The organism is Corynebacterium incognita (assembly GCF_014217255.1).
Classification (GTDB): Bacteria; Actinomycetota; Actinomycetes; order Mycobacteriales; family Mycobacteriaceae; genus Corynebacterium; species Corynebacterium incognitum.
Window position 1 is genome coordinate 15874 of record NZ_CP059404.1, and the last position, 23921, is coordinate 39794.

Sequence of the window (23921 nt, forward strand, 5' to 3'; positions counted from 1 at the left end):
TTATGGATTTGCCGCTCATTTCGCCGCTGCGCTCGCACATAGAGTCCATCGTCCTGGTCGTCGACACCCCCGTGTCCGCGGCCGCCATCGCCCACGCTGTTGATGCTGAACTCGCGGACGTCGTCGCCGTGCTCAAGGAGATTGCCGCGGAATTCGACTCCCGCGGAAGCGGAATGGAGCTGCGGGAATCGGCAGAAGGCTGGCGGCTGTATACCCGCCAAGACAACGCAGGGGTCGTCGAGAAGTTCCTGCTTGATGGCACCCAGTCCAAACTTTCGCGCGCTGCCTTGGAAACGCTCGCGGTGGTGGCTTACCGCCAGCCCGTCACCCGGGCTCAGGTCGCAGGAGTCCGCGGGGTGAACGTCGACGGCGTCATGCGCACCCTCACGTTGCGTGGGCTGGTGCGCGAGGTCGAAGCCCCCGAAGGGCAGTCCGCCGGCGGGGCGCATTTCTACGAGACTACGGAGCTCTTCCTTGAACTTTTAGGGATCGATTCCCTCGACCGCCTGCCGGACCTGGCTCCGCTGCTGCCGGACATCGACTCCATCGACGAGGATTTTTAGGCCTCGTCAGCTCGCGCGGCGAGGAAATCGTGGTGGAGGGGAGTAGTGGGGTAGTCTGGTGGGCGCTAGACATCAATTTCATATTCTCTTGAGAAAAGGACACAACACTGTGACCCCACCCGCTCGCCGCGAAGGCACACCGGACAGCCAAGGAGACAAGCGCGCGCCCCGCGCCGCTGACATCCTTATCTCCAACGCAAAACCAGCCAAACGCCAGCACGTGCGCAAGTCCGATCGTGACAGCGCCCGCAAGAAGGCCACCGCCGAATCTGTAGCGGCTGAACTCGGCGCCGATTGGCTGTATGAGAATGAACCACACAGCCAGAATCATCATGGCGCGTCGCAGGGAGAGCGCCTGCAGAAGGTACTGGCGAAGGCCGGCGTCGCGTCCCGCCGCCACGCCGAGATCCTCATCGACGCCGGTCGCGTCGAGGTCAACGGCGAAGTCATTAAGCGCCAGGGCGTGCGCGTCGATCCGTCGGTGGACGTCATCCGCGTCGACGGCGTGCGTATCAACGTCAACGAGGACATGGAATACTTCATCCTCAACAAGCCCCGCGGCATGCAGTCGACCATGCAGGATGAGCTGGGCCGCCCCTGCGTGGGCGGCGTCCTTTCGGAACGCACCGCTTCGGGCCAGCGCCTGTTTCACGTTGGCCGTTTGGACGCGGACACCGAGGGCCTGTTGTTGCTCACTAACGACGGTGAACTGGCCAACCGTCTCATGCACCCCAAGTACGAAGTGAAAAAGACGTATCTTGCCACCGTGCTCGGCGAAGCAGATAACAAGCTGGTCCGCCAGCTCAAGGACGGTATTGAGCTGGAAGACGGCATGGCCAAGGCGGACTTCGTCCAGGTCGTGGACAAGAACCAGGGTTATTCCTTGATTCGCGTTGAGTTGCATGAGGGGCGCAAGCACATCGTGCGCCGCATGCTCAAAGAGGCCGGTTACCCGGTCCAGCGCCTCGTGCGCACCAAGATTCACACCGTCCAGCTTGGCGAGCAGAAGCCCGGGCATTTGCGCGCGCTCAACTCGGCCGAGCTGACCTCGTTGTTTAAAGTGGTGGGGATGTAAATGGAGGTACATTCTTTGTTCGACGTCTCAAACATGCCCAACCAAGGGCTCATTTTCGCTGTCGACGGCCCGTCGGGTACCGGCAAGTCCACCACCTGCCGCGCGCTGGCGAAGCGGCTTGGTGCGAAGTACGTGGACACTGGTGCGATGTACCGGGTAGCCACCCTTGCAGTGCTGCGCGCCGGAGTGGATCCCGCTGATGCGCCGCGGGTTATCGAGGTAACGACGGACATGCCGATGGACGTCTCCGATGATCCGGACTCTAAGGCCGTGTTGCTGGCAGGGGAGGACGTCTCCGCGGAGATTCGCGGTGACGCCGTCACCCGTAACGTCTCCGCGGTGTCCGCGATCCCGGAGGTCCGTGACAACCTGGTCACCCTCCAGCGGAAGCTGGCGAATGATGCCCACCGCGCCATCGTGGAGGGGCGCGACATCGGCACAGTCGTACTTGCCGACGCCCCGGCGAAGGCCTACCTGACCGCCTCGGCGGCGGTCCGTGCGCAGCGGCGCCATGATCAGAACCTGGCCGCGGGCATGGAATCCGACTTTGATACCGTGCTCGCCGACGTCGAGCGCCGTGATGCCGCGGATTCGTCCCGCGCCACCTCGCCGCTGCGTCCCGCTGAGGATGCCGTGGTCGTGGATACCTCTGAAATGACCTTGGACGAGGTCCTGAATCGTCTCACCCAGATTGCCAAGGAGTCCGCACGATGACCGAGAAGCCTTCCCAGAACCCTGGCCAGCTGCCGGACGAGAACGAAGAGACCCAGATTGTGTACCACGCTCCTGGAGGTGGCGAGATCGACGCCTCCTCCGTGTGGGTCGAAGAAGAAGCGGCGGCTAACCATGGTGGCTGGGCCGCGGATGACTTCGACGAAGAAGATTTTGACTACGAGTTTGACGAGTCGGAGCTGGACGAGTCCGAGTTTGGGGAGCCGGACTTCGGCGACGACGAGCCCCTATCCGAGGAGGATTGGGAGGCCCTGGCTGCCGAGTACGGGATCGGTGGGGCGGACGTCACCGAAGAGGCCTTGTGCACCGTGGCGATCGTCGGCCGCCCCAACGTCGGCAAGTCCTCGCTCGTCAATCGCTTCCTGGGCCGCCGCGAAGCCGTCGTGGAGGATTTCCCGGGCGTGACGCGCGATCGCATCTCCTACCTCGCGGAGTGGAACGGCCAACGCTTCTGGGTGCAGGATACTGGCGGTTGGGATCCCAATGTTGAGGGCATGCACGCAGCCATCGCCCGCCAGGCGGAAAACGCCATGGAGACCGCAGACGTCATCGTCTTCGTCGTGGACACCAAGGTTGGCATCACTGCCACCGACGAAATCATGGCGCGCCGCCTCCAGAAGTCGCAGGTTCCTGTCATCGTGGTGGCCAACAAATTCGACTCGGATAAGCAGTACGCCGACATGGCGGAGTTCTGGGGCCTGGGCCTTGGGGATCCGTGGCCGGTGTCCGCGCAGCACGGTCGGGGCGGTGCCGACGTCCTGGACCTCATCTTGGAGAAGTTCCCGGACGAGCCGCGCATGAAGTCGATTACCTCCGGACCACGCCGCGTGGCCCTGGTGGGTAAGCCCAACGTGGGCAAGTCTTCTTTGCTCAATAAGTTCTTGGGCGAGGAGCGCTCCGTGGTGGACAACGTCGCGGGTACGACGGTGGATCCGGTGGACTCCCTGGTGCAGCTCGACGAGCAGCTGTGGCGCTTCGTGGATACCGCGGGACTGCGTAAGAAGGTCAAGAACGCGCAGGGGCATGAGTACTATGCCTCCTTGCGCACTCGTGGCGTCATCGACGCGGCCGAGGTGTGCATCATGCTTATCGACGCCTCGGAGGAGGTCTCCGAGCAGGATCAGCGCGTGCTCAACATGGTGCTGGAGGCCGGCAAGGCCTTGGTCATCGCGTTTAACAAGTGGGACCTGATGGACGAGGATCGCCGCTACTACCTGGATCGGGAAATCGACCAGCAGCTCGCGCACCTGCCATGGGTCACGCGGGTGAATATTTCGGCCAAGACCGGCCGCGCCCTCCAGCGTTTGGAGCCAGCGATGATTGAGGCTTTGGAGAGCTGGGATCAGCGTGTGACCACCGGTCAGTTGAACAATTGGCTGCGCGAGGCAATCGCTGCCAACCCGCCGCCCATGAAAAACAACCGGCTGCCGCGCGTCCTCTTCGCGACCCAGGCCTCCACCCAGCCACCGACCATCGTGTTGTTTACCACCGGGTTCCTCGACTCCGGCTACCGCCGTTACCTCGAGCGGAAGTTCCGTGAGCGCTTCGGTTTCCACGGCACACCGGTGCGCATCGCGGTGCGTGTTCGCGAGCGTCGCGGTAAGCGTTAAACAGCGTTTAACCTGCAGTGACACGGGGCTTGAGATGTGATCAATCTCAAGCCCCTTCGTTGATGTCTACATCTGGAGTGGCGTTTACAATGAGGTGGTAATAACCACCTGAGTTTGAAGGGCGCACCATGCTTGCCTCTGTGCTTGACCCCACCTCCGGGTTAGCAATCACCATCCAAATCCTCATCATTCTTTTCGCACTGCTGCTGGGCACTCGCTTTGGCGGCATCGGACTAGGCCTCATCTCCGGCATCGGCTTGATGCTCATGGTCTTCCTCTTCGGCCTCACTCCGGGTGAGCCGCCAGTGTCGGTCATGCTCACCATCATTGCGGTGATCGGCTGCGCCTCCACACTGCAACAGGCCAAGGGCCTCGACGTGATGATGCAATTCGCGGAGAAGTTGCTCCGCGCCCATCCCGAGCGGATTACCATCCTCGCTCCACTCACCACATGGTTCCTCACCGTGCTGTGCGGCACCGGCCACGTCGTGTACACGATGTTCCCCATCATTGAAGACATCGCTGTGAAAAAGGGGATTCGCCCGGAGCGCCCCATGGCCGTGGCTTCCACCTCGTCGCAGATGGGCATCACGGCATCGCCAGTGTCAGTCGCCACCGTCTCCCTAGCCTCGATCCTGGCCGAAAACGCTGGTGTCATTGACAAAGCCTATTCCATCCCACAGATCCTCATGGTGGCCATCCCGGCCTCGCTCGCTGGCGTCATCTTGGCCGCCCTGTGGTCCCTGCGCCGCGGTAAGGACTTGGATAAGGACCCTGTGTTCCAGGAACACATGCAGGACCCGGAGTTCCGCGCAGCAATGGAAGCCAGCGGCGAGTCGCTTTTGGACAAGGTCTTCCCCACGTCTGCCTTCCGCGCGGTGTGGATCTTCCTCATCGCCATCGCCAGCGTGGTGGTCCTCGGCGCCTTCGAGGCATTGCGCCCCATCGTGAGCGACGGCGAGGGCGGCATGGAACCGTTATCCATGAACCTGGTGATCCAAATGGTCATGCTTGTGGCCGGCGCGTTGATCCTCTTGTTCTGCAACCCCGACCCGAAGAAAATTGCCTCCACTCCAGTGTTTAAGGCCGGCATGACCGCGGTGTTTTCCGTATTCGGTGTCGCCTGGATGGCGGATACCTTCTTCCAGACGCACATCGACGCCCTCGAGGGCGCACTTGGTGGCGTCGTCCAGGCCGCACCGTGGGCCTACGCGGTGGTGCTCCTCATCGTCTCCAAGCTGGTCAACTCCCAGGCGGCCGCTCTCGTGGCCATCGCCCCGATTGGCCTCCAGCTCGGTATCGACCCCGCCATCATCGTCGGCTTCTACGGCGCCGCCTACGGTTACTTCATCCTGCCGACCTACCCGTCTGACCTCGCCTGTATCGGCTTTGACCGGACCGGTACCACCCACATCGGCAAATTCGTTATTAACCACTCGTTCATTATCCCGGGCTTCATTAGCGTGATCACGTCCTGCGTGGTCGGTTCGCTGCTGGCCCAGGTGCTGCTCTAGTAGCTATTCTTCCCCTCCGCGCCGATACGAAAACGCATCGGTGCGGTAGGGGATGTCCACTTCCTGACCCGGGCTAAAGCCCATGTGCTCGAACAGATACCAGTTGAGGTTCCCTGTCATGCGCTCGCGGATTTTCGCTCCGTTGCGAAGCCAATACGCCCGCGTGTGCATCAAAAGGTGAAGCTGTTCGACCGTGAGCCGGTGGGACCAGGTGGTGCGCACGACGTCGCCAAGCTCCCATGGTGAGGCGACCTCGGGGAAGAAGCCAGGGCGTTGAATATCTCCGGAATGCATGATGCGAGCGAGGCGCAAGATCCACGGGTCCGCGCCGACATCTATGGTGTTCCACGCCAGCACCAAGCGGCCCCGTGGCACGATAACGCGATCCATCTCTGCGCTCGCCTGAGCGACGTCCACCCAATGCCAGGTTTGGGCGCACGTTACTGCCGCACACGTATCGGCCCCCAGGGCAGTGGCTTCCGCGGTCGCGCGCCAGGCCGGCACGTCATGCAAGGCCGCGAACTGCCGCAACATATCCGCTGAAGGGTCGCACGCGAGCGTCGACAAGCCGCGGGTTACCAACCCGGCGGTGAACTTCCCGGTTCCCGCCCCGCAGTCCAATACCGGGCCGGGGTAGGAATCTTCTAAGAGCGCGTACACCTCCGTGGGGTAGTCAGGACGAACCTCGTTATAGGTCGCCGCCCCTTGAGCGAAGGCGCCCGCGGAACGCTGGCGGTGAGCCGTATCACTGAACGTGGGCGCCTCTTTTTCGCTGGGGGCGCGGTAGCTAGGGAAGTGGGCGGGATCCGGGAAAGTCATGATGGTGTATGAATCTACCGTTTCCGGGCCGCGGTCAAATAGAATGGCTGGCTATGGTCAACTTCCCCGCCCCCGACGACGAGCACTGGCTGCTGAAGGTCGTCTTCTCCTACAAGCATAAGACCATACCGTCAGGCCTGCTCATGGCATTCACCTTCGTGTGCAACGGCATCACCCCTGTGATTGTGGGGCGGGCGATTGATGAGGCCATCGGGGTGAGTGACTCCGACCGATTGCTCGTGTGGCTCGGAGTCCTGGTTGCTGTGTTTGTGCTCAACGCGTCGGCCTCATGGAACGCGCGAAAACTTTTCATCACTGCGCAGCAGGAGGTGGCTCACGAACTGCGAATGGCCACGACGGATAGGATCTCTGACCCACGCGGCGTCGGCGGGCGACGGCGTACGGCAGGAGAACTCCTCTCCACAGCCTCCGCCGATACCCAAAGAGTGGCTGAAGCCGTGATTATGACGGTGTTCCCCGTGGCAGAGATCGTCTCCATCCTTTACGTCGCGGTCATGGTGTCGTTTATTCACCTTCCGCTGGGCGTGGCGGTGCTTCTCGGCGGGCCATTGGTGGTGTTTACCTCAATTAAGACGGCCGCGCCGCTGCGTAAGAAATCAGGCGCTCGCCAAAAGGCGCTTGCGGCGACATCGGCGATGGCCACCGACGTAGTAGCGGGACTCCGGATCCTCAAAGGTATCGGTGCGGTGGAAACCGTGGGAGCGCGGTACAAGGTGAGCTCCGATGATGCCTACGCAAAGACCCTTGCCGCCAATGGATCCCGCGCAGTTCTCAACGCGGTCACGGAATCGATCGGTGCGCTGTACGTGGTGGCGGTGGGTCTGACCGCGGGCTGGTTGGCACTGCGTGACGTGATGACCGTCGGCGAGCTGATTACTGTCGTCGGTCTGACCCAGTTCATCATCACGCCGATGACTATGCTCGGTAAGAATATTGCGTCGCGGTGGGCAACCGCCCAGGCCTCTGGCCGCCGCGTGCAAGACGTTCTTAGGGCGCCAGCGGAGCATGGGGACTTTGAGCCCGACGTGCCTGCGCTCCTGCCAGGCATGAGCGTGGTGACGACACCGCCGAGCGAGGAGGACATGGAGGTCCTGCGTAGCTGGCCGCGCTCCCGAGCTCTCGTCGCTCCACATAGCGCAGACCTCTTCCAAGGCAGCGTGACCGACAATATTCTTGCCGCCTCCCGAGCCCGGTTGGCGGACCAGGCAGCAGTTCAGGCATCTGACACAGATGCAGCTGCGGAGGAGCTGTCTAGCCATGCGTTGTGGGTGGCTGCCGGTGGGGATATTACGGATCGCGAGCTCGGTGAAGGCGCTGCAAACCTCTCGGGTGGCCAGCGGCAGCGCGTGGCGCTGGCTCGCGCCATCGCGACGAAACCCGAGGTTCTTATTCTGAGCGATCCCACCACTGCGGTTGATTCAGTGACGGAACAAGATATTGCCCACAGGGTGGCTGCTGAGCGGGGTAGCGCACCGACCCTGGTGTTTAGCCAATCTCCGGCGTGGGCAGCGGTAGCGCGACGCCGAGTCAGCACATGGCAGGAGGTGCTCGAACCATGAGGTTTCCTACAGCACGTTTCCCACAGGTGCGCCGCGAGGTCGCTGCACAAATCTCTCAGGTGCCCGGCGCGCGCCGCTGGGCAATGGTGGCCATCGTGTACCTGGTCTTGGGCTCTGCGGCCAACATCATGGTGCCCATCCAATTGGGGCACATCGTGGACCTCATCACAGGGGAGAGCACCAGAAGCCTCCAGGGGATAGCCATCACGCTGGTGTGTGCCGCGATCGCTGCAGCCGGGCTGTCAGCCTTGGGTTTCTACATCCTGTCGCGGATTACCGAGCGCATCATTGCCAACCTCCGAGAGTCCATGGTGACCACCGCCCTGGGCCTACCGGTGCACCGCGTTGAGGACGCCGGCAGCGGCGATCTGGTCTCCCGTTCCACCGACGACGTCGCAGAGCTGTCCGCGGCAGTCACAGAGACGGTGCCGGTGCTCACCACGTCAGTATTTTCCGTACTTGCGACCGGCGTAGCCTTGATCAGCCTGGACTGGCAATACCTGGCGGTCATCGCGGTAGTCTCGCCCATCTACTATGTGGCCGCGCGCCGCTACCTCTCCGTGGCGCCGGACCGTTACAGCGCAGAGCGACAGGCTCGTGCCGAGCGCGCGGACCGGGTACTCGAAGCCATTCGCGGCCGGGACACTGTACGCGCCTATGCGCTGGAACAGACCATGCACGACCGCATCCACTCTTCGAGCCGTGCCGTCGCCGCCTTAGGTTATCGTGCGCGCCGAACGATGATGGTCCTGCAATTGTGGATGACTGGTGCTGAATTGACGATGCTCGTCGTGGGACTTGTTGTGGGCTATCACGCGGTGGCCACCGGCGACCTAACCGTCGGCGCCGTCACCGGCGCGATGCTCATGCTTATTCGACTGCGGGGTCCGCTGCTGGGCCTTATGCGGGTGCTGGATACGGTGCAGTCCGGTTATGCCTCGTTGGCACGCATCGTGGGAGTAGTTATCGATCCGCCCCAACCTCTGCCGCCGATTGAAGCGCCGCCGCGGCGAGGGCAAGTGGACATGGATGGCGTCAGCTTTGCGTACCCTGGCGCCGACGCCCAAGGCCAGCGCTGGGCTGTCGAGGACATCGATCTTCACATCGCGCCCGGAGAGACCGTGGCTATCGTGGGTGCTTCGGGTGCTGGCAAGACGACCGTGGCGGCTTTGCTTGCGGGACTGCGCATCCCGGATTCAGGGTCCGTGCGCATTGATGGTGTCGAAGTGACGGCGCTTCCCGACGCCCAGAGGGTTGCGCGCTTGGCACTGGTGTCGCAGGAAGTCCACGTGTTTTCCGGCACGTTGCGCGAGGATCTCACGCTGGCGAAGCCGGGGGCCGCGGACGAAGAGCTGTTGGCCGCGCTCGAAGCCGTGCAGGCGGACTGGTTCGACGAGCTTATCGACGGTCTCGATACGGAAGTCGGCGCTCAAGGAATGACTCTGGACCCTGTGGCGGCGCAGCAGCTGGCTCTGGCTCGCATCCTCCTGGTGAACCCAAAGGTGATCATCATGGATGAGGCAACGGCGGAGGCGGGGTCCTCCAACGCCGGCGCCCTGGAGGCCGCCGCTGCGGCCGTGACAAGCGGCCGCACCGCAGTGGTCATTGCACACCGCTTGAACCAGGCGCGCCACGCGAATGTGATCGTTGTGATGGATTCGGGCCGCGTTGTTGAGCGGGGTACTCACGAGCAGTTGCTAGCGTTAGGGGAGCGCTATGCCCAGCTTTGGGACGCGTGGCAGCGCGGTAGGGGCGAATAGCTCAATGAAGTAAAGGAGACCAGGTGTGAGAGCATCAAACCACGATGGTGCTCACCGTGGCCGCCTTACCTTATGTTTCTTGCTAGCGGTAACCCTTGTCGCGTCTGGGTGCCAGCGAACAGAGGACACGTTGAGCGATGGGCCTGCGACTGATTCACGCAGCGCCGCGATACCCCGCATGGCTCCGCTTCTGGGGCCGCAGCCTGGGAGCCTGGAGCCCATCAATCTCCCCAGCGGCCGGTCATTCCTGGTGCAGCTCCCCGCGGCACTCGACCACACCGCAGAGGAAACCCGCGCGGCTGGGAAGTCGCGGCGTGAGTGGCCTGTGGTCTTCGTATTCCACGGCTGGAAGGAAACCGCCGCGGAACTCCAGCATTACACGCAAATGTCCGACGCCGAGGCCATAGTGGTGTTTCCCCAAGGCGTTGACAATGCGTGGGCCCCGGCGCCTTATGCCTCGACCTCGGGGGAAGAAGACATCGACTTCGTACATGACATAGTCGATAGCTTGCGGGCCACCTATCCTGTGGACCGCCAGCGCATCTACGCTGCCGGGATGTCCAATGGTGGCGGATTCGCTCAGTACCTGGCTTGTCAAGAGCCGGACTTGGTTGCCGGTGTTGCAGCGGTTGCCGCGGCGAACTATGACCCTGTTTTTAGCGGTTGCGCCGCCTCGGACATACCGCGGTTGAGTATTCACGGTACGCACGATGAGGTGATGGACTATTTCGGCGGCGATCGTCATGACCAACGCTATCAGTCGGTGCCCGACGTGGTTGCGATGGATGCTCAGCGAAATGGATGCACATCGGCCGTACGTGTTGAGAAGCTTGAGAAGTTCGCCATTCAGGAGACATATCAAGGCTGTAGGGCCCCGCTGCAACACGTGCGCATCACAGGAGGTGGCCATATTTGGCCCGGACGTCCCAACCGGCGGCAGCAAGACATTGCTTCAGGCTTCGCTACAGACAGGGTTCTCGACTTTTTCGCCATCCCGGGGCGCGAGACCAGTTGAGGCGTCTAGTACGCAGAGTAAACCACACTATTACGGCTCTATCGATTGGCGACGTACCTGGTTTTCAGCGTATAGGAAACTAACGAATAAATAACGTCTCTTGCTCATATCCCATGAGTTCTCGAAGCTCCGGTACCGTCGGTGGCACACACGGAAGCAACGGCGATGGCGTCCGAGATAGCCGTAAGGATACGGGCCAGGATGTCGGAGCTTGAGGTCCGAGTGTTGAGAAAGAGCTGACGAAAACGTTTTTACAACGAGAAGGGATTCACGACGATGGGTATTTTTGATAAGGCTAAGGATGCAATGAACTCCGACAAGGGGGAGCAGATTTCGGATTCCGCTCTGGACAAGGGCGTCGATGCTGCTAACCAGAAGTTCGGTGATCAGCACGCAGACAAGATTGACAAGGCTCGCGAGGCTGCAGACGGCAAGCTCGGCAACGAGTAAAATCATTTAGTTGCGGGCGATACCCGCACTGCCGCAGGGCGCTACGGCCAAAGAGGCTGTGGCGCCTTGTGTGTTTCCGGGTTAAAGCACTGTTTTCGCGACACTGTCACGCTGGTAAAACAAGCGGAAGTCGAGGATACGTACCCTTTTGTCATCGGGGATACACTGGACAGTGTAGTGAAGCTGACGCAATTCCCTGTTGGGTATGCAACAGTTGGATCAACTTGTGTGTTTCGCTGTTTTATCTATACAACACGATTGGTAGACTGAGGTCGTGCGAAACCAAAACTCTCTGCAATCCCCACACGCCGAACCCTCCGCCCGCGATGCGATTATTGAGGAGGCGACGCTCATCGTCGGTCGCTTCGGCGAGGGAGCTCTCAATCTTGATGAGATTGCTACTGCCGCCGGAGTCGATCTTGGTGACGCGCGAGAGGTGTTCGGCGACACCTTGGGGCTGCGTCAGATCCTGGGCCAATATCATGTCGATGAATTGGAGAAATTCAACCGCCAATCTCTGGAGAAGTTGGCGCCGGACGCTTCCAAAGCCGAGTTTATGAAAGCAGTCTTCAAGTCATACTTCGATCACGCTATGGCTAACAGCCGTGACTTCGAGTGTCTGATCAGTCAGGCTGCCAGCACACCGGGGGAGGCTGCCGAGGCCGAGAACCTCTACTTCGGTAACTGCGCCGCTACGGAGCGGATGTTTGATTGCACAAATGACGCCCTTCAGGATCTCGGATACGAGGGCGATGCCAAGTTCGTCGAGGCCCAAACCATCGTATTTTGGACGGGTACGCACGGCGTCACCCAGCTCGGCCTTAAGGGGCTTCTGCGTTTCCAGCCGTCCGCAGCCCGGAATAGAATTTGGGACGCCAGCTTCGAATCGCTGTACTGCGGGATGCTAGCTAACCTGGAGCGTTACAACAACGGCGACTTTGACTATGACTACTCCACTGTTCGTCCGGTTGTGGATCATATCCGTCGCCACCGGACACAGTTGGAGCCCCCTCGTGCGGACGATATTCGCGGTCGTGTCATTGAAGGGGCTAAAGATTTCGTCGCCATTTTTGGAGTGGAGTCGCTGACTACTGAGGAGGCCGCGCGCATAGCGAATGTGCCGCTGGGCTCCGCGTTGCGGGCCTTTGCCAACTCGGAGGAGCTGCGCGAGAAGCTCATTGAACGGCTCAACGATATTGCCATTGAGCACATGGATCTCGCAGTCGAAGCACTAGGCAAAGGGGGCGAGGTAACCCCTGAGGAACGGATGCGAGCCTATGGCATCGGCTACTTCGTTTTGGGCCAGGATGACATCAACGCCTTCGTCTCCTTGAGCCGAAGCTCCACGTCGTCCATCGTCCCGGCCAGTTTTGAAAATAACGGCGAAGGCGGTGTACAACGTATGAGCCCGACCTACGCCAAGTTCCTGGACGCGATGCGCAGTTGCGTTGTTGCCCAAGGCTTCGAGCAAGACGTGTGGAAGCTCTATCTTTCCGGCGCCGTCGTCTGGTCTGCCATGCACGGCTTTGCAGATCTGTGCGCCAAGGGCATGATCTGCAACTTCCCGGAAGAATGGAAGCTACTGATGGTGCAGGTGATGGAGGACACCATCATCAACAGTGTATGGGCCGGCATTATGGCCGACCAGTGCGGTAAGTAACGGCCGCCTGGTAGTGTTCGACGAAAAGCCAAAACCCGCCTGCATGCAGGCGGGTTTTCTGTCGGGCTAACAGGATTTGAACCTGCGACCCCTACACCCCCAGTGTAGTGCGCTACCAAACTGCGCCATAGCCCGTGGTTCCTCTAGATTACAACACTGTATTTCCAACTCATAATCGCCCCAAGCTAGAGGTGAGCTTGGCAGCTAGACTAGTGAATTTTGCGTGTTAGGCCCCCTCGGTTCCAGTGCTGTAGAGCCACTGCCCATCGCGACGCACAAACGTTGAACGCTCACGCTGTGACCCGACCGCAACTCCTTTATAGAACGCTTCAAACTCGACCACTCCGGTGTCGTCGAGCGGGCCGCCCGCGGAGGTGTCAATGATGTCCAAGCGATAAAAGCGGATGGCTGGCACACCGGCTTGATCGACATCCAAAACCAGTGTCGCCGGCCGGGTTTCGGGATCCCACGTCCGTAGCAGGTAGTCGCTATCGCCTAGCGCGAAGGCGCTAAAGCGTGAACGCATTAGTTTTTCAGCAGTTGGCGCAGGTTTGCCTGCATGGTATTGCCCGCAGCATTCCGCGAAGTTAAAGCCGGAGCCGCACGGACAGCGACGACCCGCGAGATCGCTGAGCTGACTGTCCTGGGGCTGCGTCATGGTTTCAGTTCTTTCGATGTGGTGCTATCCGGGTAACAGAGGGACGAAATGGGTTGTGCATACCGCATCATTCGTCGAGGATGTCGACGATGTTGGCGCCGGCGATGAGTTCTTGCACAGCACCAGTCTTTGCAGCGGCCCAGAGTTTGGCGCGATCTTCGGAGGTGAGGTCACCAATGAAGCTGATGCGCCGCTCGAAGGTTGTGTCGTCAATCTGCGTGATATGAACCCGGATGTCGTCGACCTCCGCGGACAGGTCCTTGACTTTCGCGCGCGCCGCCTGGGTAGTACTGGTGGCAAGCGCAGACATCAATAGACCGTAGGCGGAGAAACCCTGGCCGCGGCCGCCACGGGCCTTGGAACGGTCAGCGGTCACGCTGCGGGAGTTGTGCCGGACCACGACACCAAACTTCGTGCCGACTGCTTGGTGGGAAATTGCCTCATTGGGGGCGGCGGGCTCGGGGACGTTCTCCGGCTCGATGAACTGGTCCGCCCACGCGCCAATAAGGTTAGCGGCTCGTTGCGCGGTACCTTGGCGAGTAAGCAGGTGGTCCGCCTTCTCCAAGGAGACGAGAGACTTCGGGTAGCGGGTAGCCGAGAAGATGGTCTGCGCGTTGTTGATGCCCACCGTCTGATCAATAGGCGAGTGCAGCAGCAGGAGAGGCTTGCGCAACTTGGACAGGTACGCCTCAGGGTTGGTGTCCGCCAGGTCCTCCAGGAACCCGCGGGAGATGACGAGGTCTCGTCCGCCGAGAGTGACGGCGGCGAAGCCGTTTTGATCGATGTCGTCGATCTTGTCGGCGTAGTGGAGAACCGAGTGCGCCGGATCAAAGGGTGCACCGATAGTCGCCACTGCGGCGATGGAGTCAATCTTGGTCGCGGCCGCGAGTGCAGCGGCGCCACCGAGGGAGTGGCCCATAATGAGCTGTGGGGCGCTGTAGTTCTCCTCGAGCCACTGCGCCGCGGCGACAAGGTCAGCAACGTTGTGGCTAAAGCTTGTATCCGCGAACTCTCCCTCAGACTGGCCCAGACCAGGGAAATCGAAGCGCAACGACGCGATGCCAAAGTCGGTAAGTTGCTTGCATGTCCGGGCAGCGCCAGGGGTGTGGTGAGAGCCCGCGAAGCAGTGCGCGAAAACTGCGAAGGCCTTGGGCGGAGAGTCCGGGAAATCGATGGTGCCAACCATCGTGGTTCCCGTGCTGGAGGGGAGAGTCACTTTTACAGACCGCATAGTTTTAAAGTGTAACGATGGCCGCAGGGTGGTGCGACTACAGGGTCATATATTGACGGCACTACGCAGTTCGTAGTCAACCACACTGCCAAGCCGCTACGATGTACAGAAGCGCTGCAGCAGTAGCGTGGACGGGAAACCCGACGCCAACGTGGCCGAGGGGCGACAAGGCGCAGCGAGGCGCGAGGGAGTTGACTGTTAGTCCGCATGGCTGGATTTAAGTGGTTCTGGAAGGCGATGGGCGCGCAATCAGAGCGCAACAATAAAAAGTCCAAAGCGGTCGTGGTGGAATCAATGAGCCGCGCCGAAGAGCTGTCCGGCGCAGATGACGCGGCGGTGGCCGCGACAGCTCGTGGGGCAGTGCGGGATGGCACGATCGTCGACAAGCACATCTTCGTCGCCGCCCTCGCCGTCGCCAGTGAGCGCCGGTTGGGGATGCACCCCTTCAAGGTTCAGTCCCAAGCGGTGTTGCGGTTGTTGGAAGGCGACGTTATTCAGATGGCCACAGGCGAAGGCAAGACCCTCGTCGGTGCCATGGCCGCGACTGGTTTTGCGCTCGCCGGCAAACGTGTCCACGTGGTGACAGTCAACAACTACCTTGCGGCCCGCGACGCCGAATGGATGCGTCCGCTGGTGGAGTTCTTTGGTCTTTCGGTCGCAAGCGTGGCTGAAAAGATGACGGCCCACGAGCGTCGAGAAGCATACGCCGGCGACATCGTCTATGCCCCAGTAAACGAGCTAGGTTTCGATGTCCTGCGCGACAATCAGGTGACCTCGCGGAAGGACGCCGTCCAGGCGCCTGCCGACGTCGCGTTGGTGGACGAAGCGGATTCCGTCCTGGTAGACGAGGCTTTGGTGCCGCTCGTGCTCGCCGGAACCCGCGTTGACGAAGAACCCACAGGCCTGATTACTGACGTCGTGTCTCGCTTGGTGGAAGGCCAGCACTACACCATCGACGACGACCGGCGAAACGCCTTCCTGACCGACGCAGGCGCGGCTTACGTCGAAGAGGCGTTGGGGCTGGATTCACTCTACAGCGACGACAACATCGGCACGGTGCTGGTGAAGGTGAACCTAGCTCTGCACGCCAAGGCTCTACTCATACGGGATATTCACTACATCGTCACCGATGGAGAACTGCAGCTTATCGACGCCGCGAAGGGCCGCGTAGCGGACCTCCAGCGCTGGCCAGATGGTTTGCAGGCGGCAGTGGAGGCCAAGGAAGGCCTCGAAGTGTCGGAGGGCGGGCGCATCCTGGACACTATTACCCTGCAAGAACTGATGCGGCGCTATCCAGAGGTCTGCGGCATGACCGGCACGGCGGTCGAGGCCACCGACCAGCTCCGTCAGTTCTATGACCTGCACGTCTCGGTCATCGACCGGAACAAGCCACTCATCAGGGAAGACGATCCCGAATTTATTTACGACACTGCGGAGCGCAAGAACCGCGCCATCGTGGACACCGTGCTGGAGCTTCACCACACCGGCCAACCCGTCCTCGTGGGTACGCATGACGTGGCGGAGTCTGAGGCACTCGCCGCGGCGCTGCAGGCTAAGGGCGTGGAGTCCAACGTCCTCAACGCGAAGAATGACGCGGAGGAGGCACGCATCGTGGCAGAGGCGGGCGAGTACGGCCGCGTCACCGTCTCCACCCAGATGGCCGGCCGCGGCACGGACATCAAGCTCGGCGGGGTGGACGAGGCGGACCGCGAGCGTGTCGTCGCATGCGGGGGACTGGCTGTTATCGGCACGTCGCTGCACCGCACGTCTCGCCTCGATAACCAGTTGCGGGGCCGCGCGGGCCGCCAGGGCGACCCGGGACGCAGTCTAACTTTCGTGTCTTTAGAAGATGACGTCGTGACCACAGGCGGCGCCGGGGAGCCCCTGGAGTACTCCGCGGACGAGCACGGTCTCATCACGTCCAAGAAGGTGCGCGATTTCGTGCAGCACTGCCAGCGCGTCACCGAGGGGCAACTTCTTGAGATCCATGCCCAGACCTGGAAGTACAACAAGCTGCTCGCCGACCAGCGCACCATCATCGACGAGCGGCGGGCACAGTTATTGGATACCCCGAAGGCGTGGAAGGAGCTGTCGGTTCGTGCGCCGGAGAGGGCCGCGGAACTCCAGGAGGCGGCGGTACCGCAAGGGGTCCTGGAACAGGCCGCGCGCGACATTATGCTCTTCCACCTTGACCTGAGTTGGGCTGATCACCTGGAACTCATGGATGAGGTGAGGGAGTCCATTCACCTGCGCGCCGTGGCGCGTGAGACTCCACTGACTGAATACCACCGGATCGCGGTACGGGAGTTCAAAGATGTGGCGCAACGCGCGGTCGACGAGTCGCTGGAGGCATTTAATTCAGTGCTCATCGATGCTAACGGCGTCCACATGGATGATGCGGGCCTGGCACGTCCTTCCGCTACGTGGACCTACATGGTCTCCGATAATCCGTTGTCTGGCCAGGGCAACTCGGTAGTCAGCGGGATAGGCAATATCTTTAGATAAGCCGATCCAGGGGTGCTTTCTGCCCACACCTGAGTGAAAACTCGCTATTATGAGGAGTAGTTAAATAGTGTCGCCCCTCGAAACTAGTGGGGCGACATTGCCGAATATCGAAAGGTACGAGCATGAGCGACAACACCACGAACAACGGCCCCCAGGTCGAGACCACCTCGGTCTTCCGCGCCGACCTTTTGAAGGAAATGGAGTCCGGCGCAGCGGCCTCCGGAGAGTCCGCGCCCACCGCTGACAATCTGCCGGAAGGCCAGGCGTTGCTTGTGGTGAAGCGGGGCCCCAATGCCGGCGCTCGCTTCTTGCTCGACCAGGACACGACCACCGCGGGCCGCCACCAGGAAGCCGACATCTTCCTCGATGACGTCACCGTGTCTCGTCGTCACGCGGAGTTCCGCAAGAACAGTGAGGGCGAGTTTGAGGTCGTGGACGTTGGCTCGCTCAACGGCACGTACGTCAACCGGGAGCCCCGCAATGCCCAGGTGCTTGCGGTGGGAGATGAGATCCAGATTGGCAAGTTCCGCTTGGTGTTCATTGCTGGCGAGCGGTAGATTAATAACCTGACGCTAAACCGCTTATCTCTATGCGCGGGTGGGGCGCGGGTGGTTCGCATGGTTTAATGAAGGGCCGGGCGTGACCACCGCACGGTAGCAACTGTCAATAGTCCAATTCTCGAGTGGTAGTGAGAAGATTTCTGTGAGCGCGATCCAAAAAAGCACGGCCAAGGCTGTACGCACGGGCAAGAAGACGCCGAAGAGCATGTCCATCGGCGTCGTTTTGAAGACCCTCCAGCAACAGTTCCCTGACGTGACCGTGTCGAAGATCCGCTTCCTGGAATCTGAGGGGCTGGTGGCGCCGCAGCGCACTGCGTCTGGATACCGCCGTTTTTCTGCCGATGATCTCGAGCGTCTGCGGTACATTCTCACCGCGCAGCGAGATAATTACCTGCCGCTCAAGGTCATCAAGGAGCAGCTGGATGCCCTTGATTCTGGTCAGGTTTCTGCGATTGTAGGCGCCGCGGCCAGCGAGCAGATTGTCAGCCCTGACAGCTTCCGCGCCCCGGTGATGACGCGACTGACGGACGCGGATCTCGCCGAGCAGTCCGGAACCACCATGGAACTCGTTGCGGAGATGGTCCAGGCTGGTCTTATTGCCCCGGATGCCTCGGGCTTCTTCACGAATGACGATGTCCGCGTCGTGAGCAATGCTGCGGCATTGCAGGCCTTTGGCTTTGATGCTTCCAAGCTTAAGACGCTGCGTAACAACGCTCGTCGCCAGGCAGACCTCATCTCACAGGTAGCAGCGCCAGTAGCACAGGGCAAGGGAGACACCGCAAAGCAGCAGGCGGAGGAGCTGTCTCAGCAGCTCACCGCTCTCGTGGTGTCCCTGCACGCGACGCTGGTCAAGAATGACCTGCGCAACGAGTATTCGTCCTAGGCCCTGATGGCATCCGTAACCCTGTGGGGCGTGCACGATGTGGGCCCAGAGTCCTTCCCGTGTGCGCTGCTGCGTATTGATAGCTCCCAGCATTTCCTTGTGGCCTGGCTGGGGTGGGAGGCCGCAGAAGCATTGTCGCGACATGCGAATGGGTTGAGTACCTCCCGTCCTGATACCCACGAAATTTTGTGCGAAGCGCTCGAGCTGGCGGGGGGCGTGGAAAGCGTGGAGATTGTCGCGCAGCACGAGGGCGTATTTATGGCCGACGTGCTTACCCGGCAGGGCACCGTGTTGGACTGTCGGCTATCTGACGCGCTTGTGATCGCGGAACTTACCGACACCCCCGTAACCGTCGCTGATGACGTGTTGAGCGCCGCCGTCTTTATCTCCCCTGATTCGATGCACGAATACTTTGGTGTAGAAGGACCAGAAGCGGACGAGGGCGAACAGACAGTCTCACTGGATGCGGATGCACGCGCCAAAGACGTGGAGTTTGCCCAGTTTATGAATAGTTTGGGTGTTAGTGAGGCCGACTTCTTTCCGGGGACGCACGAGGTAGTGGACGGCTCGGAAACAGGGGTTGATGATGCTGATGTTACTCGTGATGAAGATGGGGAAAAATAGGTCTAAATGTAAAGTTGGGGCTTAAGTTGCGGCGTGTTGCCCGACGGTGGGCTTGACGCACGGTTATCCTTAGCTTTAAATGGCTTATTAAGGCACTCTTCTAAACATCAACGGAGTAATTACGTGAGCATCAACAATGACACCGATCCCATGGACGGCTACGTTCAGGAATCTCTCTTCGACGTCGGTCCCGACGAGGAAGTGGGCTACCGCGTGCCCATTGCCTGCCAAGTAGCTGGCATCTCGTACCGCCAGCTCGACTACTGGGCGCGCACCGATCTGGTCAAGCCGTCCATCCGCAACGCACGCGGCTCTGGTTCCCAGCGCCTGTACTCCTTCAAGGACGTCCTCGTGCTGAAGATTGTCAAGCGTCTGCTTGATACCGGCATCTCACTCCAGAACATCCGCCAGGCCGTTGAGGCGCTTCGGGATCGCGGCGTCAACGACATCGCGGAAATCACCCTCGTGTCCGACGGCACGACCGTGTACGAATGCCGTTCCGCCGATGAGGTCATCGACCTGCTTGGTGGCGGCCAGGGTGTCTTCGGTATCGCCGTGCCCGGCATCATGAAGGAACTCACCGGCACCATCGCCTCGTTCCCCGCTGAGCGCGTGGATCAGGACGACAACGCCGAGGTCGTCGGTATCGACGAGCTTGCTCGCCTCCGCAGACGCAAGACTTCCTAGCGCAAGAGGCATCGCGTCTCATACGCAATAGACTGAGTAAAGTTCACCTCGCCGGCTCATGCTCACGGAGCTGGTGAGGTGAGATTTATCGTGGAGAAAATTTTTGTACCCATGGCGCACACCACTGAGAGGATTTCCATGTTCAAGCGCTTAAGTGTTGTCTCCCTAGCAACTCTTCTTGTTATCTCTGGAACTAAGGTACCGTCACAGGCGTTGACGGTGAGCACCACTACGAGCAAGCAGTGCATCGTCACTCTTACACCGGCTGAGCGGGATAGCCTCGGTGCCGATCACCTGGTATCAGATCCCATCAGTCCTGAGGAGGCCTTCGAGGTGGTGGACCATTATCCAATGATCATTGCCGAGTTCGAAGAAAAGATGCATTCCCATCCAGTGAGGTCAAGAGAATACCGGCTGGCCAAGCAAGGGCGAGATACGTGGACTGAGTTTAACGAGGGCATGAAAGCGTGCTCGGAGGGACGGACCTACGATTCGGGCAGAATTAAAAATGTCGCTGGAGCTTCACCCAAGGTGGCTCATCAGTCCTCTTCAATGGGATCTTACGTCCTGGCCGTAGGTGTGCTGGCGGCGGTCGGAGCCGTATTAGCAGCTGTGTCGCCGCAACTCGGGACCCTGTTTTCTCACCAGGTACGCGGTAAGTTTCCTCGATAGGTGACTGCGCCCTTCGGGACACCCACAGTTACATCCCCGAAGCTTTAGCCAGTGATTTCTTCAGGGCCTCGGCGTCCGTGCCGTCCTTGACCACGGTGTGATAGTCTGCGACCTCCTTCAGCGCGGGGTCAACTTCGCCCTGTCCAACGTGGACGACGGACAAAGTGGCGTCTCCTTGCAGCTCTTTCAGCCGGGAGCTGAAGCGCTGCTCATCCATGTCCGCTGCGGTTCCTGTGGTCACCACCACTACGCGGGCGGCTCCGGAGGTTGCGGCCTGCTCCGCCGCGCTCCGCGACGCCGCGAGAACCGCACTGCGTGACTGCGGATCGCCGCCGGTTCCGAAGCTTACCGCCGTGTTGGCGGCCTCCTCTGCACCGCCGAAGCCGGTGTTGCTGCGCCAGCCCTGGGTCACGCCAGGCGTGAGCGGGGACGAGAAGTTCCACAGTGCCACCTGGTGCCCGTCTGCGCCCAGTGCGCGAGCGGTATCAGCGACAGAATGAGAAACCGGAGCGAAAATGGGACCCACTGCATCCGAGGTGTCCATCAACAGGAGGGTATCGGCAGCGCTCACCTCAGCCTTGTCAGCCTTGTCAGCCTTGTCTGAACCTGTGTCAGCGCGTTGCGACGACGTGGTCGCCGACCGGGATTTGCTGGTCGCCGCGGCCGACGACGTCGCAGATGTCGAAGAGGCTGTGGCCTCGGTAGCAGCATCCGACGTGGTGGGAGCTGCGTTCGCGCTTTCGGACGCGGTCTGCGCCGCGGTATTGCCGAATGCGGATTGGGATACGTCCGCGGGTGCCGAATCATCTCCGCCGGTCGGCCAGAAGAGGTATGCCGCGAGTGCTGCGAGAATGACCGCGCCGGCGACTATAAGCCACACGCCCAGGTTGCTGGAAGAGGAGGAACGAGGACTAGAGTGACGACCCACGGTTTCGCGCCCTTTCGGTGATGAGAACTTCTTAATCTGCCTCTACATAATAGCGGCCTGGGCATGAGAAACGAGTTGCACCAGCCGGGTTCGCAAAGGTTCTGCCTTGTGAGCCAAAGTTCGTTGGCGCGCCACGTACTCTGCTTTCCCCTCGGCGGTCTCAATGGGGACTACACCAAGCCCCAGGCTACGGCAGTCGTAGGGAGACGCCTCCATATCCAGTGTCCGAGCTTCAATGGCGAGGTCGAGGCAGTCCAGGAAGAGATCTCCGGGCACCAAGGGCCCAAGTTTCCACGCCCACTTATATAGATCCATCGTGGCGTGCACGCAGCCGCGCTGGTCTGTTTCTGGCTGGGTTTCTCTGCTCAGAACCGTCAGGTTGAGCGGGCGAGCCGGCGCAGTGAAGAAACGGAAGGCGTCGTAGTGAGTGCACCGAATCTGGTGGGAATCAACCACCGCGTTGGTGCCGTCAGGCCCCAGTCGAAGTGGCAGGTCATGGCGGGGATTATTGGTGCGATACACCATTGCCCATTCGTGTAAACCGAAGCAATCAAAGTGTGCTGGGTTCGTCTGCGTCGCGGACATGAGATCGCCCATGAACTGCGCGGAGTTTCCTCGGCGCTCCCACCAGGAACGAAGGTCCAGCGTCACGCCGGCGTCCGTGACGTGATAATCCCGGTACCCAGAGTGGGGCGGTTGCCCTGCCAAGGCAACACCAAGGCCGGGGTGCCAACGCTTGAGGTGGCTCGGGCGGACCGGGTAGTACTCGAAAAGGAAGTCGTACACAGGGTGATAGTCACCGGGATGGCGGAAGCGCGCAAGCCTATCTTCCGCCCGCGTGAGATGAGCCTTCTGGAGCTCGCGCCAGCGCGGTTCCGACAGAGTCTGTGGGCGAAGCTGGTTAGCTTCCGGAGCGTCGCCCACCGCGATTGCCGCCACTCCGGGTGCTTCCGCCGCGGTTGCTGCTACGTGAGCTATCGCCAGAGCGGCCGCGGCCTTGTGCTCGGCCGCCTTCTGCTCGTCCGCTGTTTCCGGAGCTGCGCCTTCTGCCTCCGCCACGTGGCTTTCCTCCCTTGTTGTCTTTGCCCACGGTCTTATTTTTAGCGGTGTCTGGTTTCTGCTGTCCACCTGCCGGTGCGCCGGGTGGGGGAAGCGGTGCGCCTGAAGGCGTCCGTCCGCCGGTAATGGACGCGAGCTGATTCATCGCACGCGAATCGTTGATGTCTGTGACGCTGATTTCCTCGGCGTCCACCTTCGCCTTGCGCATGAGTTTGGTCACTTCGTCGGTCTGGGTGTCCATGACCAGCGTGACGACAGTTCCGGAGGTGCCGGCGCGGGCTGTGCGGCCGGCCCGGTGCAGGTACGCCTTGTGTTCGGCGGGAGGATCCACGTGCACGACCAGGGAAACGTCGTTAATGTCGATGCCGCGGGCCGCGATGTCCGTGGCTACTAACACTGGCACGCTGCCGTCGGAGAAGCCTTCGAGGGCGCGGGTTCGGGCGCCTTGGCCCTTGTCGCCGTGCAGAGGCTCGGCGTTAATGCCCACGCGGCGCAGCTTCTTCGTCTGGCGGTCCACGCCGTGTTTGGTGCGCATGAACATGATGGTTTTGCCATCGCGCGCGGCGATGAAGGGAACGAGCTCATTGCGGTTTTCCCGCGAGCCCGCGTGTACGAGGAAGTGAGCCATGGTGTCCACGGAGGCCTCCACCGCGGCGGTGGAATGCGTGACGGGGGAATCCATGTAGCGATCGACAAGTTTTTGGATGTCGCCGTCCAGCGTGGCGGAAAACAGCAGGCGCTGTCCTTCTTTGGGGGTCAGGTCCAAGAGCTTTTTTACCTGTGGCAAGAAGCCCATGTCGGCCATGTGGTCGGCTTCGTCCAACGCGGTGATGACGACGTCGTCGAGGTGAAGCTTCCGCTGGTTCACCAGGTCCTGCGCGCGGCCAGGGGTAGCGATGAGGACGTCGACTGGGCGTGCCAGCGAGCGAATCTGAGTGTTGATGTTGACGCCGCCGACAACGGACAGCACCCGCAGCCCCACCGCGGCGGCAGGGTCGGCAAGGCGATCTGCGATTTGCGTGGCAAGCTCGCGGGTGGGAGCCAACACTAGACCGCGCGGGCGCGCGGGCTTCGAGGCGCCGGATTCAGAAAGGCGGGTGAGCATCGGCAGGCCGAAGGTGAAAGTCTTACCAGAGCCAGTGGGGCCGCGGCCCAGGACGTCCTTGCCCGCCAGGGCGTCGGGAAGCGCTGCGGCTTGGATGGGAAAAGGTTCGATAATGCCTTGCTGGGCCAGGGTGTTCACGATGGGGCGGGGGAGGCCGAGATCGGCAAAAGTAGTCATTGTCCACCGAGTCTACCCTTAGCTGTGCCATTTCCTGGCATTTGTGGGTCAGGA

22 protein-coding genes and 1 tRNA gene are annotated in these 23921 nt (G+C 61.1%); 16 read left to right on the forward strand and 7 right to left on the reverse strand.

The features are described from left to right. The first annotated feature begins 2 nt into the window (after nucleotides 1-2). The 5 genes from scpB to H0194_RS00105 all read left to right on the forward strand — a co-directional run bounded on the left by scpB (nucleotide 3) and on the right by H0194_RS00105 (nucleotide 5494). Nucleotides 3-563 (forward strand): SMC-Scp complex subunit ScpB, encoded by a 561-nt coding sequence (gene scpB, locus H0194_RS00085; protein WP_185175894.1) that lies wholly within the window; start codon nucleotides 3-5, stop codon nucleotides 561-563. Between the two features lie 109 nt (nucleotides 564-672). Then, nucleotides 673-1638 (forward strand): pseudouridine synthase, encoded by a 966-nt coding sequence (locus H0194_RS00090; RefSeq protein WP_185175895.1) that lies wholly within the window; start codon nucleotides 673-675, stop codon nucleotides 1636-1638. Next, entirely contained in the window at nucleotides 1639-2352 is a 714-nt protein-coding gene (gene cmk / locus H0194_RS00095) for a (d)CMP kinase (protein ID WP_185175896.1), read from the forward strand. Continuing rightward, nucleotides 2349-3980: a ribosome biogenesis GTPase Der gene (der, locus tag H0194_RS00100; protein ID WP_185175897.1), complete on the forward strand. Its 1632-nt coding sequence runs from the start codon at nucleotides 2349-2351 to the stop codon at nucleotides 3978-3980. Before cmk ends, der begins: the two co-directional genes overlap by 4 nt. Nucleotides 3981-4108: 128 nt before the next feature. Continuing rightward, a complete protein-coding gene (locus tag H0194_RS00105) occupies nucleotides 4109-5494 on the forward strand; it encodes an anaerobic C4-dicarboxylate transporter (RefSeq protein ID WP_185175898.1) in 1386 nt (461 codons plus the stop codon). A 3-nt stretch (nucleotides 5495-5497) separates the two neighbouring features. Here the strand turns inward: H0194_RS00105 and H0194_RS00110 are convergent, their stop codons facing one another. Beyond that, complete coding sequence (locus tag H0194_RS00110; protein WP_185175899.1) at nucleotides 5498-6313, reverse strand: class I SAM-dependent methyltransferase; 816 nt, start codon at nucleotides 6311-6313, stop codon at nucleotides 5498-5500. 53 nt (nucleotides 6314-6366) lie between these two features. Here H0194_RS00110 and H0194_RS00115 point away from each other — a divergent pair, with 53 nt between their 5' ends. From H0194_RS00115 to H0194_RS00135, 5 genes are all read left to right on the forward strand, one after another. Beyond that, on the forward strand, nucleotides 6367-7893 hold the full coding sequence (locus H0194_RS00115) for an ABC transporter transmembrane domain-containing protein (protein ID WP_185175900.1): 1527 nt from the start codon (nucleotides 6367-6369) through the stop codon (nucleotides 7891-7893). After that, complete coding sequence (locus H0194_RS00120) at nucleotides 7890-9653, forward strand: ABC transporter ATP-binding protein (protein ID WP_185175901.1); 1764 nt, start codon at nucleotides 7890-7892, stop codon at nucleotides 9651-9653. The genes H0194_RS00115 and H0194_RS00120 overlap by 4 nt, the downstream gene beginning before the upstream one ends. A 79-nt stretch (nucleotides 9654-9732) precedes the next feature. Further along, the gene (locus H0194_RS00125) at nucleotides 9733-10668 is read left to right on the forward strand and encodes a CE1 family esterase (protein WP_246388941.1); all 936 of its coding nucleotides are present in this window, start codon (nucleotides 9733-9735) and stop codon (nucleotides 10666-10668) included. Between the two features lie 276 nt (nucleotides 10669-10944). After that, nucleotides 10945-11118, forward strand: coding sequence for an antitoxin (locus H0194_RS00130; protein WP_185175902.1), 174 nt, complete (start codon nucleotides 10945-10947; stop codon nucleotides 11116-11118). Nucleotides 11119-11392: 274 nt separating this feature from the next. Next, nucleotides 11393-12778, forward strand: coding sequence for a TetR/AcrR family transcriptional regulator (locus H0194_RS00135; protein ID WP_185175903.1), 1386 nt, complete (start codon nucleotides 11393-11395; stop codon nucleotides 12776-12778). 61 nt (nucleotides 12779-12839) lie between these two features. Here the strand turns inward: H0194_RS00135 and H0194_RS00140 are convergent. From H0194_RS00140 to H0194_RS00150, 3 genes are all read right to left on the reverse strand, one after another. After that, nucleotides 12840-12913: transfer RNA gene (locus H0194_RS00140), tRNA-Pro, on the reverse strand. A gap of 91 nt (nucleotides 12914-13004) precedes the next feature. Further along, nucleotides 13005-13436 (reverse strand): YchJ family protein, encoded by a 432-nt coding sequence (locus tag H0194_RS00145; RefSeq protein WP_185175904.1) that lies wholly within the window; start codon nucleotides 13434-13436, stop codon nucleotides 13005-13007. Nucleotides 13437-13503: 67 nt separating this feature from the next. Next, nucleotides 13504-14667, reverse strand: a complete 1164-nt coding sequence (locus H0194_RS00150; protein WP_185175905.1) for a bifunctional alpha/beta hydrolase/OsmC family protein — start codon at nucleotides 14665-14667, stop codon at nucleotides 13504-13506. 207 nt (nucleotides 14668-14874) lie between these two features. Here H0194_RS00150 and secA2 point away from each other — a divergent pair, with 207 nt between their 5' ends. The 6 genes from secA2 to H0194_RS00180 all read left to right on the forward strand — a co-directional run bounded on the left by secA2 (nucleotide 14875) and on the right by H0194_RS00180 (nucleotide 20598). After that, entirely contained in the window at nucleotides 14875-17172 is a 2298-nt protein-coding gene (secA2, locus tag H0194_RS00155) for an accessory Sec system translocase SecA2 (protein ID WP_185175906.1), read from the forward strand. A 122-nt stretch (nucleotides 17173-17294) separates the two neighbouring features. Further along, nucleotides 17295-17729: an oxoglutarate dehydrogenase inhibitor Odhl gene (odhI, locus tag H0194_RS00160; RefSeq protein WP_185175907.1), complete on the forward strand. Its 435-nt coding sequence runs from the start codon at nucleotides 17295-17297 to the stop codon at nucleotides 17727-17729. 145 nt (nucleotides 17730-17874) lie between these two features. Then, entirely contained in the window at nucleotides 17875-18615 is a 741-nt protein-coding gene (gene ftsR / locus H0194_RS00165; protein WP_185175908.1) for a transcriptional regulator FtsR, read from the forward strand. Between the two features lie 6 nt (nucleotides 18616-18621). Beyond that, a complete protein-coding gene (locus tag H0194_RS00170; RefSeq protein ID WP_185175909.1) occupies nucleotides 18622-19239 on the forward strand; it encodes a bifunctional nuclease family protein in 618 nt (205 codons plus the stop codon). A gap of 150 nt (nucleotides 19240-19389) precedes the next feature. Then, on the forward strand, nucleotides 19390-19926 hold the full coding sequence (locus tag H0194_RS00175; protein WP_185176774.1) for a MerR family transcriptional regulator: 537 nt from the start codon (nucleotides 19390-19392) through the stop codon (nucleotides 19924-19926). Between the two features lie 90 nt (nucleotides 19927-20016). Then, a complete protein-coding gene (locus H0194_RS00180) occupies nucleotides 20017-20598 on the forward strand; it encodes a hypothetical protein (RefSeq protein ID WP_185175910.1) in 582 nt (193 codons plus the stop codon). A gap of 28 nt (nucleotides 20599-20626) precedes the next feature. On the opposite strand, the gene H0194_RS00185 is transcribed toward H0194_RS00180, so the two are convergent. From H0194_RS00185 to H0194_RS00195, 3 genes are read right to left on the reverse strand one after another with little or no spacing between them, the layout of a single operon-like run. After that, a complete protein-coding gene (locus H0194_RS00185; RefSeq protein WP_185175911.1) occupies nucleotides 20627-21526 on the reverse strand; it encodes a hypothetical protein in 900 nt (299 codons plus the stop codon). Between the two features lie 42 nt (nucleotides 21527-21568). Continuing rightward, nucleotides 21569-22408, reverse strand: coding sequence for a 3-methyladenine DNA glycosylase (locus H0194_RS00190; RefSeq protein ID WP_185176775.1), 840 nt, complete (start codon nucleotides 22406-22408; stop codon nucleotides 21569-21571). A 19-nt stretch (nucleotides 22409-22427) separates the two neighbouring features. After that, nucleotides 22428-23867, reverse strand: coding sequence for a DEAD/DEAH box helicase (locus tag H0194_RS00195; RefSeq protein ID WP_185175912.1), 1440 nt, complete (start codon nucleotides 23865-23867; stop codon nucleotides 22428-22430). Nucleotides 23868-23921 lie beyond the last annotated feature (54 nt).